This window comes from Bowmanella denitrificans (genome assembly GCF_039522935.1).
Classification (GTDB): Bacteria; Pseudomonadota; Gammaproteobacteria; order Enterobacterales; family Alteromonadaceae; genus Bowmanella; species Bowmanella denitrificans.
The window spans coordinates 109,465-123,517 of record NZ_BAAAEI010000031.1 but is presented as its reverse complement, the minus strand read 5'-3'; the positions used below and the strand labels follow the sequence as shown (position 1 = coordinate 123,517).

At 51.1% G+C, this 14,053-nt stretch carries 13 protein-coding genes and 1 tRNA gene; 6 read left to right on the top strand and 8 right to left on the bottom strand.

The features are described 5' to 3' along the window. Positions 1-27 precede the first annotated feature (27 nt). Entirely contained in the window at positions 28-1,710 is a 1,683-nt protein-coding gene (locus ABD028_RS21810; RefSeq protein WP_343847469.1) for a hypothetical protein, read from the bottom strand. Positions 1,711-1,723: 13 nt separating this feature from the next. Continuing rightward, positions 1,724-3,232 (bottom strand): glycerol-3-phosphate dehydrogenase, encoded by a 1,509-nt coding sequence (gene glpD, locus ABD028_RS21805; protein ID WP_343847468.1) that lies wholly within the window; start codon positions 3,230-3,232, stop codon positions 1,724-1,726. An 84-nt stretch (positions 3,233-3,316) separates the two neighbouring features. On the opposite strand from glpD, the gene glpK reads away from it, so the two are divergent. Then, positions 3,317-4,807, top strand: a complete 1,491-nt coding sequence (gene glpK / locus ABD028_RS21800; RefSeq protein WP_343847467.1) for a glycerol kinase GlpK — start codon at positions 3,317-3,319, stop codon at positions 4,805-4,807. Positions 4,808-4,841: 34 nt separating this feature from the next. Here the strand turns inward: glpK and ABD028_RS21795 are convergent, their stop codons facing one another. After that, positions 4,842-5,441 (bottom strand): porin family protein, encoded by a 600-nt coding sequence (locus ABD028_RS21795; protein WP_343847466.1) that lies wholly within the window; start codon positions 5,439-5,441, stop codon positions 4,842-4,844. 175 nt (positions 5,442-5,616) lie between these two features. After that, complete coding sequence (locus ABD028_RS21790; RefSeq protein WP_343847465.1) at positions 5,617-6,933, bottom strand: methyl-accepting chemotaxis protein; 1,317 nt, start codon at positions 6,931-6,933, stop codon at positions 5,617-5,619. 158 nt (positions 6,934-7,091) lie between these two features. Between ABD028_RS21790 and ABD028_RS21785 the strand changes: the two genes are divergently transcribed. Beyond that, on the top strand, positions 7,092-7,625 hold the full coding sequence (locus ABD028_RS21785; RefSeq protein WP_343847464.1) for an acyloxyacyl hydrolase: 534 nt from the start codon (positions 7,092-7,094) through the stop codon (positions 7,623-7,625). Between the two features lie 29 nt (positions 7,626-7,654). On the opposite strand, the gene ABD028_RS21780 is transcribed toward ABD028_RS21785, so the two are convergent. From ABD028_RS21780 to mutY, 4 genes are all read right to left on the bottom strand, one after another. Beyond that, complete coding sequence (locus ABD028_RS21780; protein ID WP_343847463.1) at positions 7,655-8,398, bottom strand: SOS response-associated peptidase family protein; 744 nt, start codon at positions 8,396-8,398, stop codon at positions 7,655-7,657. Between the two features lie 801 nt (positions 8,399-9,199). Further along, positions 9,200-9,275, bottom strand: a tRNA-Phe gene (locus tag ABD028_RS21775). 161 nt (positions 9,276-9,436) lie between these two features. Then, positions 9,437-9,712, bottom strand: a complete 276-nt coding sequence (locus tag ABD028_RS21770; protein ID WP_102794460.1) for an oxidative damage protection protein — start codon at positions 9,710-9,712, stop codon at positions 9,437-9,439. Between the two features lie 24 nt (positions 9,713-9,736). Beyond that, complete coding sequence (gene mutY / locus ABD028_RS21765) at positions 9,737-10,807, bottom strand: A/G-specific adenine glycosylase (RefSeq protein ID WP_343847462.1); 1,071 nt, start codon at positions 10,805-10,807, stop codon at positions 9,737-9,739. A gap of 74 nt (positions 10,808-10,881) precedes the next feature. On the opposite strand from mutY, the gene ABD028_RS21760 reads away from it, so the two are divergent. From ABD028_RS21760 to ABD028_RS21745, 4 genes are all read left to right on the top strand, one after another. Further along, positions 10,882-11,577, top strand: coding sequence for an alpha/beta fold hydrolase (locus ABD028_RS21760; RefSeq protein ID WP_343847461.1), 696 nt, complete (start codon positions 10,882-10,884; stop codon positions 11,575-11,577). 99 nt (positions 11,578-11,676) lie between these two features. Next, on the top strand, positions 11,677-12,393 hold the full coding sequence (trmB, locus tag ABD028_RS21755) for a tRNA (guanosine(46)-N7)-methyltransferase TrmB (protein WP_102794462.1): 717 nt from the start codon (positions 11,677-11,679) through the stop codon (positions 12,391-12,393). Beyond that, positions 12,393-13,412, top strand: coding sequence for a methyltransferase (locus ABD028_RS21750; protein WP_343847460.1), 1,020 nt, complete (start codon positions 12,393-12,395; stop codon positions 13,410-13,412). The genes trmB and ABD028_RS21750 overlap by 1 nt, the downstream gene beginning before the upstream one ends. A gap of 235 nt (positions 13,413-13,647) precedes the next feature. Then, a complete protein-coding gene (locus ABD028_RS21745; protein WP_102794464.1) occupies positions 13,648-13,884 on the top strand; it encodes a hypothetical protein in 237 nt (78 codons plus the stop codon). Positions 13,885-14,053 lie beyond the last annotated feature (169 nt).

Here is a 14,053-nt window from a genome sequence, read left to right as displayed (position 1 = left end):
TCCCTGAGGGGCGATAAAGCGCAGTCTTTATTGCCCCTGATTCAGTTGCTGGGTTAAATGGTTTTGCAAACGTTGTCGCACGGCATCGTCACTAATCTGCTCAAGCAGAAAGTACGCATCATTAATCTGACTGGGATTCAGGTTGCGCATATAACCTGAAATGGCCATATTTTTTGCAGGTCCACTGGGCAGTGACTGTACCCATTGCCTGGCAGACTGGGTATCCCTTGATGCCCAATTCATCGCCACACTGGCCACCAGATGTTCGTCCACCGGCACTTGCTCAAACACGTAATCAGCCGCTTCGGCCGGGTTCTGATGGGCCAGATTAGACAACAGTTCACGCCTTTTTTCTGTCCATTGCTGCGGTGGCAGCTTGCTCTGCACCCAGGCACTGGCCTCTGCAAAGCCCATCGCCAGTTTTTCGTTAGCCAGACTGTCGATCAGACTATTACGTAAATTGCCATCCAGGCTGTATTCCAGCAATGCTTCCGCGTCATCCGGATGGGCATAAACCAGTTGACCAGCTACATTACGAATGACGGCTTGTGGCAGGTTGGCATTAGACACCCACAGCGCCGCGTCAATTGGACGCTGCTGAGCAAAATTACTCAGCATCGGGGTTAGCTGGGTTTTATCAATCCAGGCACTGTTTTGTTCCACATAACTTAAGGTACCGTCCAAATCATGCGTAGCCCAGGTGGCCAAAATGCCCTGTACGGCGTGCGGTTGCATTCTGTTTCTGTGTTGCTGGAATTGTGTCATGGCAGCCAGGCCGTCGCGCTCTGCAACCGCCTGTAACACAGTGGCAATCAAATCACCGTCACCTTTCTCCAGCACAAGAGCCTGGTTAAGGGCACTGTTGGCATCAGTCTCTGCCCACTGCCGTAACACTAGATTCAGATAGTTACGCTGTCGATTTGCCGGCAGACTGGTTATGATTTTATCCAGGGCAGCCTGAGGATCTTGTCGGCCCCACTGCAGCAGCGCATTCATCAAACCGGCTTCCCGCTCATTGGTACTGTAATTTCCGCTTAGAAAGTGCTCAAAACTTTGCTCCGGTGGCAGATCCTGCTTCAGTCTGACTAACATCCCCTGACGCATTGACGATGGCAGCATGGGTAACAGACTTTCTTTATCCAACAATGATGCAGCCGCAGGATCATGGATAACCGAGGAAATCAGCCAGTGCTTTATTGGTTTGTCATCCAGTTGAGCCAGGCTTGCTACAGCAGCCTCGGGGGCTATAAGTACCCATTCATGCAATACATTTTGCAAGACCTCAAAGTCTTCCATGCGCTCGCCATACAACCTCAGAGCCAATTGGAAAGCCAGTGCACCATCCAGGCTTACCAGGCGACTGAAGTAAATTCTGGAAATACCCTGGCGATAATGCTCATCGGTATTTGTGGCAAGTACGGTCAGTTCATCTTGCAGCGTTTGGGCCGACAACCCGGCAGCGGTTTGATAGGTTTGCCAGTACAACTGAAATTCCGAATGGTCTGATGCCTGGCGGCCGGACAGTTTTATTGCTTCCTTCATCTGACTTTGTGGTCGGCTAACGGCTGGAATTGGCGATTGGGGCGAGCTGCCAACCTGTACATATTGTTCCTTGTCGCTCAGAACGGGTTCCATTCTTTGCTTACCAACCCACCAGCCTGCCAAAAAGGCTGGAATCATCGCAACGCCAATAAGTACCGCTATACGCATAGCCCCTCCTGTCTCACTCTTTATCCATAAATCTCTGCAACTGCAATTGCTGGCTTTGGTTCATATGCAGCCCCAGTTTAGTGCGTCTCCACAATATATCTTCTGTGGTGCTGGCCCATTCATACTGGCACAAATAGTCCACCTCCCGGCGATACAATCCCTGACCAAAATGTTCGCCCAAATCTTCAACCGCCTGGCAATCCTGCAGTATCCGATGACTCAAAGTGCCGTACTGACGGGCATAGCGATCAAGCACCGACCTGTCCAGCCAGGGGTAGCGTTGCCACAACTCCGATTGTAAAGCAGCCAGAGAGGTAAAATCTCCCCCAGGTAACAAGGCTGCTGCCGTCCAGGGCCGCCCCATGGCTGGCAAAAACTCGCCCAGTTTGTTGACCGCCGCCTGTGCCAGGCGTCTGTAAGTGGTGATTTTACCGCCGAACACCGTTAGCAGTGGTGGCTGATCCTTGGCGCCACTGAGTTCAAAACGATAATCTCTGGTGACCTTACCTGCCTGCTGCTGATTGTCATCCAGTAGCGGCCTGACCCCAGAAAAGCTGTGTACTATATCTGTGGCTGCAATTTTAATTTTGAAGTAGCTGTTTACTACACTCAGCAGATAGTCCACCTCTGCAGCACTGATCTGCACCTTAGCCGGGTCCCCCTGATATTCCACCTCAGTGGTGCCAATCAGTGAAAAGTGCTGCTCATAAGGAATGACAAAGACAATGCGGCCATCTGTGTGCTGCAAAATATAGGCATAAGATTGGTCATCAATACGCGGCACCACAATATGACTGCCCTGCACCAGGCGGATATGGTTTTGTGATTGCTGATGCACTCCCTGCTGCAAAAATCTGCCCACCCAAGGCCCCGCGGCATTTACCAGTACTTTGGCCTTAACCGGACGTTTTTCCCCTGTGCCTGACGTTAATTCCACCAACCAGTGATCCGATTGGCGTTGCACGGCGCTGCAACGGGTGCGGGGGCAAATCTGCGCGCCCTTGTCACGCGCCTGTTGCGCCACCAGGCTGACCAGCCGGGCATCATCAACCCAGCCATCGGAATACTCAAAACAGGTATCCACGTCATTTAGCAGTGGGCTAGGGTCATGCATACGCACCCTGGCCGACGGTGGCAAACTCACCCTTTTAGCCAGATGATCATATAAAAACAACCCGGTTCGGATTAACCAGGCAGGGCGCAAATGGGGGCGGTGCGGTAAACGAAAACGCAACGGCCGGATAATATGTGGGGCGTTTTTAAGCAGTACCTCACGTTCTGCCAGGGCATGGCTGACCAGGCGGAATTCATAATGCTCCAGATACCTTAGTCCGCCATGTATCAGTTTACTGCTGGATGAAGAGGTGGCCCAGCCCAGATCTTTCTGTTCACACAACAGTACTGACAAGCCCCGCCCTGCCGCGTCAGCTGCAATGCCTGTACCATTAATACCACCCCCTACCACCAACAGGTCGAATTCATCCATTTGCCACTCCCGGTCAGATAGGGTCAATGTATCCATATAAATACGCAGAGGCAATCTGTACAGTTGGTATTCTCTGATGTCTCAGATATGGTTAATGCAGCCAGTCACAAAGGATGTCATATGAGTCGCTATTTGCTTGCCATAGACCAGGGAACCACCAGTTCCAGAGCGGTACTGGTCCACCGCCAAGGCCACATCGTTGATATGGTGCAGCGGGATTTCAGCCAGCACTATCCCGAGCCTGGCTGGGTGGAACACCACCCCGGCGATCTATGGCACACCGTATTAGACTGCTGCCAACAGCTGTTAAAAGAACATCAGCTCAATGCTGCTGACATTATTGGTATCGGCATTACCAACCAACGCGAAACCACCCTGATTTGGGATAAAGACAGCGGCGAGCCCATTTACCCGGCCATTGTCTGGCAGGACAGACGCACCGCAGATTATTGTCAAAAACTGACGGACGCCCAACCCGATCTTGAAGCACAAGTACAGAGCAAGACCGGCCTGCTGCTGGACCCCTATTTCTGTGCCAGCAAAATCCACTGGTTACTGGAAAACGTGCCTGGCGCCAGACACCAGGCAGAGCAAGGCAAATTGTGTTTTGGCACGGTGGACTGCTACCTGCTTTGGCACTTAACCAAGGGGCGGGTACATGCCACCGATGCCACTAATGCTTCGCGCACATTGCTGTTTGATATTCATGCTCAGCAATGGGATCAGGAGCTGCTCAGGCTGTTTGATATTCCCGCCGCTTTGCTGCCCGAAGTGAAAGACAGCGCCTGTGAATTTGGCAGTACAGATACCAGTTGGTTTGGCGGTGCGATTGCGATACTGGCCATGGCAGGGGATCAACAGGCGGCCCTGGTTGGCCAATGCTGCTTTGACAAGGGCATGGCCAAAAGCACTTATGGCACGGGTTGCTTTCTGATGCTCAATACCGGCGAACAGGCATTGCAATCACAAAACCGCCTGTTGACCACCCTGGCTTATCGTTTAAACGGCAAACCCACCTATGCCCTGGAAGGCAGCATTTTTATGGCTGGCGCCACCATACAGTGGTTACGCGATGGTTTGCACCTGATAGAACAAGCCGGTGAATCTGAGCAATTAGCCCGGGAAACCAAGGTAGATCACGGCGTGCTGCTGGTACCGGCCTTTACCGGCTTAGGAGCGCCTTATTGGGATCCGGATGCCAGAGGGGCCATTTTAGGCTTAACCCGCGATACCGGTATTAAGGAAATTGTCAGCGCCGGATTACAGTCGGTATGTTATCAAACCAAAGATCTGCAAAAGGCTATGGAAGCCGACGGTGTGCGCCCTACCTGCCTGCGGGTGGACGGCGGCATGGTCAGAAACGACTGGTTAATGCAATTTCTGGCCGATATGCTCGGGGCCCAGGTACAACGTAGCAAAGTAAATGAAACCACGGTACTAGGTGTGGCTTACTTGGCCGGGTTGCAGGCCGGTACTTTTGCATCCCTTGAGGAACTGGCCGCGCAATGGACAGAAGACCGTTCATTTGATCCCGTTTTAAGCAAGGCGAAACGGGACGAATTATACAAATCCTGGCAGCAGGGCGTTCGGCGCATTCAAACTAAAGTATAAAAACACCAGCCCGGCATTGGGCTGGTGCATTAAGTTAAAACCGGTAGCTGATACCCACATCCATCCCTGTGACTTTTAGATCACTCATGGTCAGGTATTTTACCCCGACGTCCATGCCAATCCCATTGTCCCAGCGATACTGCCAGCCCCCTTCCAGATACAGGCCAACGCCAGAATCATCAGCAAGTTTGGCGTTTTTCTGACTGATTTCGTAGTCAAAAAACTGCGCACCCGCTTTGCCATACAACGAGTTACGTTCGCTCAGGGGATAGTTTGCCGTCGCCGCTACGACCAGATTAGTGTAATCCAGTTCATCGGCATTAATTCCGAAAATGGGCTTGCGGTCATTACGACACTCGTAGTTATCCCGGTCACGTTTTTTACATTCCCAGTCGCTGGCTTCAGTACCACCATTGATACCCACTTCCAGACCAAACTGAGAGGTAAAGCTGTAGTGATAATACAGATACAGATTGCCCACCCCGTTGCCATCTTCACTGGAACCCTTGTACTTGGCACTGCCGCCCCCTAAGGTCAGGCCCATACTATGTGGGGAAAACTCAGGCTCGGCCTGGGCAAAAGCCGGTGCGGCTAAACCCAGAAATAACAGTGGCAATATTTGTGTTTTGATCATGATGGTCTCCTTATGTTTGTGGGAGACAGTGTGCCCAATAGTGAATCTCAGATCTGTGAGCGGGCTGTGGGGAAGATGTTGTCCGGCGTAGAAAAATGTATGAGGATGTAAGTGTCAACCTGCAGCACCTGGTTGACACGGCGAGTAAGTTGTCCCGACAAACCGTGCCTCGGGATTAATCCTTTAACTGATTGGAGAACTGCGCAACGGCCTCAACTACACGGGTAGAGCCTTGCAGTATTTCGTCAATAACTGCCTGGGCCTGAATCACCAGTTCCTGCACATCTTCGGCTTGTTTCTTACTCTTTTCTATGGTGCCCACGGCAGTGTTGGTCATGGTCTGATTGTTTGTCACTACATTGACAATTTCTTCGGTGGACTTACTGGTACGTGATGCAAGTTGGCGTACTTCATCCGCAACCACGGCAAAGCCCCGGCCCTGATCCCCCGCTCGTGCAGCTTCTATAGCCGCATTCAAGGCCAGCAGATTAGTTTGTTCCGCAATACTACTGATCGCCTGAACAATTGTGCTAATTTGCTTAGATTGCGTTTCAAGTCCAGCGATACTGGCAGCAGCATCACTCATTTGCTGGTCAAGCTTGCGCATAACCTCAGCCGTTTGCTCCATCACCTGCATGCCCCGTTGTGCTGCCGCATCGGTTTCCTGTGAAGTTTCAAAAGCCACATTGGCTGCCTCAGATACAGCGATTTCCCGTTCAATCTGCTCGGTGATCACAGTGGCAAATTTCACTACCTTGTAATAACGCCCTCTCAGATCAGAAATAGGGTTATAAGACGCTTCCAGCCACACATCACGCCCCTGTTTATCTATGCGCTTAAATCTCTCAGCAAAAAAATTGCCATCTCTGAGCCTGCGCCAGAATGTCTCGTACTCAGGAGATTGATGTATCTCAGGGGCGCAAAATATGCGGTGATGCTTGCCTTTTATTTCTTCCAGCTTGTAGCCCATCGCGTTTAAAAACAGCGGATTGGCATTCAATATATTGCCATCCATATCAAACTCAATGGTGGCGGTGGAACGCTGTAATGCCTTGATCATATTTTCGTAGTGTTGGGATGCCTCAATAGTACGTGTCAGGTTATTGGCGTATACAACAAAGTGTTCAAGCTGATTTTGCTGATCAAATACAGGATGAATAATGGCGCGCAGCCAGCAATATTCGCCTTTTTTGTGAGTAACCTGAACGGCTCCCACCCAGTGTTCCTTGCTGCCGATGGCTGACACCATACGTTTAAAGTGATCTGTCCCTCTGAGCTCCTGTGGTACCATATCCTGCAGCAGCTTTCCCTTTAGCTCTTCCGTCGTAAAGCCTAATTCCTTCAGAAAACTATCATTAGCAAAAAAGACCCTTCCCTTAGCATCCAGTGACAATGACAACATTTCCTCAAACAGACCATCACGAACCTGTTTAAGCAGATGCAGTTCGTTAAACAATGCTTGATTTTGCTTTTTCAGTTCACGCCCAAACATCAATCTGTCCTTCTTTCTTTAACCTAAGGCATTTCATTTATAGTACAGCCAGTTACAGCCTGCGTAGTTAAAGTAACTAAGTGTCTTGTTAAGTCTTGGTTGAGTTAACACCCGTTGTTAACTAACGTTAATTCAGGTAGTACGACGCAGATGCCATTATGCGATCACTAAGCTGGCTGATTTTAATTCTGATGCCGCAGGCACTGGCAGATGGGGTGGTGTTATCCGTCGGCCAAAGCTGGTCGCGGGGGGAAGCTGAGCAGCACCTTAGCACGAAGGCCGACTCCTACCGGCTGGCCTATCTGTATTCCACAGGTTACCAATGGTCTGTTATCGCTAACCATCAGCTCAGTATTGAACTGGAAGGCGCGCTTAATCACTGGGAAGATCCCTGGCGTGACAAAAGTAAGCAGGGTGCCAGCTTGCTGCCGGTACTTCGTTACAGCATCCCAGTACAATCGATGGATTGGTATCTGGGCGTAGGTGCCGGCGCCAGCTACTTCAGCGATGTTTATCTGATGGACCGTTCATTGGGTTCGCGCTGGCTGTTTGAAACCCGATTTGAACTGGGGGTTCAATTTGCCCGGCGTCACCGGCTTTCCTACGGCATTAACCATTATTCCAACGCCTATCTGGCCGAACGCAACCAGGGCGCCAATATGCATTATCTGAATTACAGTTTGCTTTGGTAGGAGCAGCAAGACATGCTTGGGCTTAAGCTTCATGGATTGTCCGCAGCGATAAACAGCGGCTCGCCAACAGGTCTATGTGTGGAGGGTTTATCCACATGTTGGGCCAGTAAGTCCTGTGGCAAGTGCGGCTGGAGCATGATATCAAAGACGCTGACATCAGTCTGGCTGCCATCCAGCCACAAATCCATTGAGCCATCCTGCTGATTTAAAATAAGCGGCATGGATTTTTCGTGGAAGGGGCGCAACTTTTCGTGGCCTGCAAGAGTGATAACAGAACAGGACAGCGCTTGCTCCCCGGTTTTGTAGTGCAGCCACTCCCGACACAACCCTCCCAGCGCCAACGCCCCCTCAAGCGCAAAAAAATCGGTATAAACAGCATTAACACCCTGCCCCTGAGTTTCACCAAAACCTGTGACAGGGATAATACAACGTGACTGTCTAAAGGCTTTATACCCTGCGCTATTAGGCGTATTCAGCTTATCGTATCTGGTGTTAAAACTAGTGTACTTGGAGGGTTTAAAACCACCAGATTGATAGTCCAATAACAACCACCAGGTGGCCAGCTCAAAAACACGCTTTCCCGCTACTTCGCGAACAATACCCACTTGTTCTGTAGCGCGAATAAAACGTTTAAAAAAGTACGGGGAAATTGGACGTCCGTCAGGTAAATGCTTAATCTCTGGCTTTTGCTTATCTGGGAAAATACTAACCCCTAAGGCTTCACAAAGCCCGATAACAAAAGGGTCATCAGTGATATTGAGTCGCCCGCACATAATGTTGTTCGTTCAGACTAAGACCTTCGCTGCCATATCAAGAATAAAGCTGATCGAAAGATAAAAGCCAATAAATAAACACCGAGATGGGGTAAGAGAATAGATGACACAAAAATGAGTGTTTGTCAGATTGCCAGGAGCAATCTTGGACATCCGAAGGATGGCCCGCAGGGCAAAGTGCAGGGAGGCACTTTGCAATCGAACCCGGTGCTTAGCCGGGTGAGAGTCTCTGGCGTAGCCATAAATAAAAAGCCCCGGTTAAAAAAGTTAATGGGGCAGTTGAAGGATTGTTGAGGCGGAATGCTCGCCCCATCCCTGGGACTCGGCCTAAAGGCCCGCCCTCCGGGCGTCCAAAAATGCTCCTGCATTTTGGTCGAACTGCGGCGGTTCTCACCCACCTTCTGGAGCGCATAAAACAAAAGGCCCCTTTATAGCTGAAGGTTGATCAGATCGCAGATGTTAGAGGCGGACAAGATTGCCAGGAGCAATCTTGGACATCCGAAGGATGGCCCGCAGGGCAAAGTGCAGGGAGCCACTTTGCAATCGAACCCGGTGCTTAGCCTGGTGAGAGCCTCTGGCGCAGCCATAAATAAAAAGCCCCGGTTAAAAAAGTTAATGGGGCAGTTGAAGGATTGTTGAGGCGGAATGCTCGTCCCATCCCTGGGACTCGGCCTAAAGGCCCGCCCTCCGGGCGTCCAAAAATGCTCCTGACATTTTTGTCGAACCGCGGTGATTCTCATCCACCTTCTGGAGCGCATAAAACAAAAGGCCCCTTCTTTCGAAGAGGCCCTTTGTTTTATATGGTGCCCAGAGGCGGAATCGAACCACCGACACGGGGATTTTCAATCCCCTGCTCTACCGACTGAGCTATCTGGGCAATATTCGGTTGACTGACCGGCTTTGTGGCCGTGCCGTCGTGGGTGCGTATTAAACGGATTCCGCCGACTTAAGTCAACTCCTTTTTTGCAGATTTATTGCCATTTCAAGTTGAGTGCGCAGAAAACCAGCAAAGTGCGGTTTTTCCGGGCGAATGGCAGCTTATTCGCCTTTGGGCGGCACATATCCTTCAATTTCTACGTCCTGGCCCTCAAATAAGAAGGCCGCCATCTGCTGTTCCAGGAAGCTACGATGTTCGGCATTCATCATATTCAGCTTTTTCTCGTTGATCAGCATGGTTTGCTTCTTTTGCCATAAAGCCCAGGCTTCCTTGGAGATATTGTCAAATATACGTTTACCCAAATCACCAGGATAAAGTTGGAAATCCAGGCCATCGGCGTCTTTTTTCAGGAACTGGCAATAAACCGTGCGACTCATACAATCCTCTTTCGCAATACAGCCTCAGGCTGCGCTGGTGTCAATTTGTCTCAGTGTACTAAAAAGCGTTTTGGTTGGCGCGGCCAATCCGATATTGGCTGGATGATCAAGCTGATACCACAACAACTCTTGTTCCTGCACACTGCTTGCCTGAGGAGCGCTGTGCAATTCCAGCAAAACAGGGCGTATATCAAGATGAAAATGGCTGAAGGTATGGCGAAAGCCCGCCAGTTCGGTTAGGGTAAAATCTTGCAGCCCTAATTCAATGGCGCGCCCGGCAATCTGGCTTTCCTGACTAACCTCAAAGAACCCCCATAAACCTCCCCATAGCCCCGCTGGGGGACGTTTATACACCAACACCTGATTTTGCCACTTAGGCAGCAGCATAATAGTGTGGCGGGTCGGAATGGCTTTCCTGACTTTTTTACCGGGAAATTCACTCTGGCGACCCAACTCCTTGGCCTGGCAATCATCGCTAATGGGGCAGGCATGACACTTGGGTTTAGTGCGGGTGCATAAGGTGGCGCCCATATCCATCATAGCCTGGGTGTAGTCCCCGGTTCTGCTGAGCGGGGTTAGCCGCTCAGCCAGTTGCCACATCTGAGTCTCAACTTTTTTCTCACCGGGCCAGCCTTCTATCGCGGCGAAACGCCCTAGTACCCGCTTTACGTTGCCATCTAAAATAGCGTGGCTTTGCCCGCACGCCAAAGAGAGTATGGCACCGGCCGTGGAGCGGCCAATACCCGGCAGTGCCATAACCTGGTGCAAATCCGTTGGAAACTGCCCTTTGTGATTATCCCGAATCTGCTGCGCGGCTTTTTGCAGGTTTCTGGCCCGGGCATAATAGCCAAGCCCGGTCCAGTGATGCAGCACTTCATCCTGAGGTGCATTGGCCAGGCTCAGCACATCGGGAAAACGCGCCATAAAGCGCTGATAAAAGGGGATAACAGTACTGACCTGGGTTTGCTGCAGCATGATTTCCGACACCCAGACAGAATAGGGAGTTTTATGCTGTTGCCAGGGCAGGTCTTTGCGTCCATGTTGATCAAACCAGGCAAGAATTCTGTCGGCAAAGGCGGCTTGGGTATGTAACAAAAGGCAATCCTGAATACTGCTGAACTCATTCAAGCTGCTATGATAGCAAGCAAATACACCAACACCGCAATTACATGAGCCATTCTTTGCCCGTTGTATTTTTTCCAGGCACTCAGTGTGACGAGCGCTTGTGGTTGCCGGTCTGGCGCGAAATGACAATAGCGGATCGCCGCTACATACCGCTGCAATGGGCCGAAACCCTGGAGCAAATGGATGGTTTAACCGTGCATGCCGTGGCTGGTGATAAGGTACATCTGGTGGCGTTTTCCATGGGTGGCTATATTGCCTGCCGCTTTGCCCTGGCGAATCCTGACCAAGTGGCGTCCCTGACCCTGATTGGTTTTTGTTCGGCTGGTCTGAACCAACAGGAACTGCAGCAACGTCAGTTGATTATCCGCGCGCTGGATAAGGGGCAGTTTCGTCCTATGTCGGCCCAGCGTCTGGCCATGATGGTTAACCCACACAGCCCGAACCACCAATTTGCACAGCAGGTAGTGCGAGAGATGGAGCAGGATTTGGGTGGCTCGGTACTTAAGTATCACCTTATCGCAGCTTCTTCCCGTCCGGATTTAACGGAAGATTTGGCGCAAGCGGCATTCCCTGTACATATAATTGCCTCAGAGTGCGATGAGGTTGCAGCGCTTGGCGCTATGCAGACTATGCATCAGGCCATAAAACATAGCAGCATGCAGGTTTTCAGCGGCGCTGGTCATATGCTGCCGCTGGAACAGCCAAAGGCCCTGTCCCTGCACTTGCAGAGCCGCATCTAAAAACACCGTCATACATGGATATCCTTTAACCAACAAGGCATAATACGCGCCCTTTTTTTCGCCGAGACGGCATGTGTTTTGACAACAGAGATAAACAGTATGAGTGAACAGCAAAATCCACAACCCGAAAAAGAAGGGGTTTATCTTCGTAAGATTCGCAGCTTTGTCAAACGCGAGGGGCGACTGACTAAAGGTCAGGCCCGCGCCATCGAGACCAACTGGCCGGCCATGGGCTTATCGGTGGATACTGGCATGCTGGATTTTAACCAGGTATTTGGCCGCCAGGCCCCCGTGGTGCTGGAGATCGGTTTTGGCATGGGTAAATCACTGGTCGCCATGGCAGCGGCCGAGCCGGATAAAGATTTTATTGGTATTGAAGTACACCGCCCGGGCATAGGTGCTTGTCTGGCCGATGCAGAAGCTGCAGGCCTGACCAATCTTCGCCTGTTCGAACATGACGCAGTGGAAGTCCTGGCACAGTGTATTCCGGACGCAAGCCTGGCCAGAATGCAGTTATATTTTCCTGACCCCTGGCATAAGGCGCGCCATCATAAGCGCCGCATAGTACAAGCCGAGTTTGCTCAGAAAGTGCGCCAGAAGCTGGCCATTGGCGGTGTCTGGCATATGGCCACAGACTGGCAGAATTATGCCGAACATATGCTAGAGGTCATGAGCCAGGCGGAAGGCTATCAAAACCAATCCAGCAGCGGCGACTATGTGCCCAGACCGGACTTTCGTCCCCTGACTAAATTTGAACAGCGTGGCCACAGGTTGGGTCATGGTGTTTGGGATTTAATGTTTGAGAGGATTGCCTGATGTTGAGTGCGCCCAGCCAGGTACTGGTCAGAAACGCCGAACAATTTGCCACTGGCCGCTGGCTGCTGGTCAATCCCCTAGATGCCCAGGTATTTCGCGAACTGGGTAATAAACAGCTATTCGGCTATCACCAGTATTTTGATATCTACCAACATGCCTGCCAGATAAGCCAATCGGAACATCATTATTTCGGTGCTGAGTACCCTTGCGAACAGAAGTTCGATGGCATTGTGATCTACATGCCCAAGGCCAAAGAACAAGCGCAAATGCTGATTGCCAATCTGGTGCACTGTCTGCTGCCGGGCGGTCAGTTATTGTTGGTGGGCGACAATAAAGGTGGGGTAAAAGCGGCACCTAAGTTAATGGCAGCCTATGCTGAGCATTGTAATAAGCTGGATTCTGCCCGCCATTGTGCTTTGTATGGTGCAATTCCAGACAAACCCGCCAAAGCCTTTACCCTAAGCCAATGGCTGAAGAAAACCAGTCTGTCGGTGGCTACTCAGCAACTCACCATCAGTTTCCTGCCGGGGGTTTTCAGCCAGGGCGAGCTGGATCCAGCCACCCGTTTGTTACTGGAACAGATTGACCATGTACCAACGGGCCAGGTGCTAGATTTCGGCTGCGGCGCAGGGGTGATTGGCTGCTATCTGGGTAAGCTAAACCCGCAAGCCAAAGTCCTGATGTCCGACGTCAGTGCCCTGGCACTGTATTGTGCCGAGCACAGCGCCAAAGACAATGGTATCAATGCGCAAGTGGTTGCCAGTCATGGGCTGGCAGCTATACAAGGGCCATTTGCCGCAGTGTATACCAACCCACCTTTTCATACCGGTTTACAAACCGATTACCAGGTTAGTGAAGACTTTATCCGCCGTATTCCGGCAATGATGTCAGCAAAAGCCCCGCTATACCTGGTGGCAAACAGCTTCCTTAAATATCCACCACTGCTGGAGCAAAGTCTGGGCAAGGTGGAATGGCTGGCCGACACTCCAAAATTCCGTGTTTATCGCTGTATCAAGTAAGTTGCTGGTCGCACCAATCGGGTGCGACCACGCCCCAGCCCGGCTCATATAACGCAATTCACCAGATTTTCATCCCCGGTTAATCAAATTGTCATGCCCTCGTTCTAAGCTGCATGGCCTTGATTGCCGGGCAATTTAGCGTTTTCAGCCACATTTCTGACTGCTTTGGCATTGAATTTGATTGCAATGACAGTGGCAAGACGCAGGTCCTGTCCTTATCTTGGAGGAAATCCATATGTCAGATGCACTTCTTGTCCCTATTCGGTTTGGCCAGAATGCCACCGCGGTGGCCATTGAACAGAACATCTGCGAGCTGGAAGTGAGAGTAAGCCTTTGCAATGAGCTTATCCGCGAGGAGCCAGAGTTCAGATATTTTCACGAATTGGAGCGCGATGCGCTGTTGCAACAAATTCATGAGCAACAACACCAGTTGGCCAGACTGCGACCGCTTCGATTTAGAAAATCCGCCTGATTTAATTCTGTTTCCAGGCAAGCATGGCTCATGGACGGAGCCCTCTCCTGTGGCAAGGCATACTTGATTGCCAGACCAGATATTCCTTGATCGGGATCAGCAACCCAGTCCGATGCCGCTTCGTGCTTTGTCTATACTGCATTTTGTCCACTATTGACTCCGCGCAGAC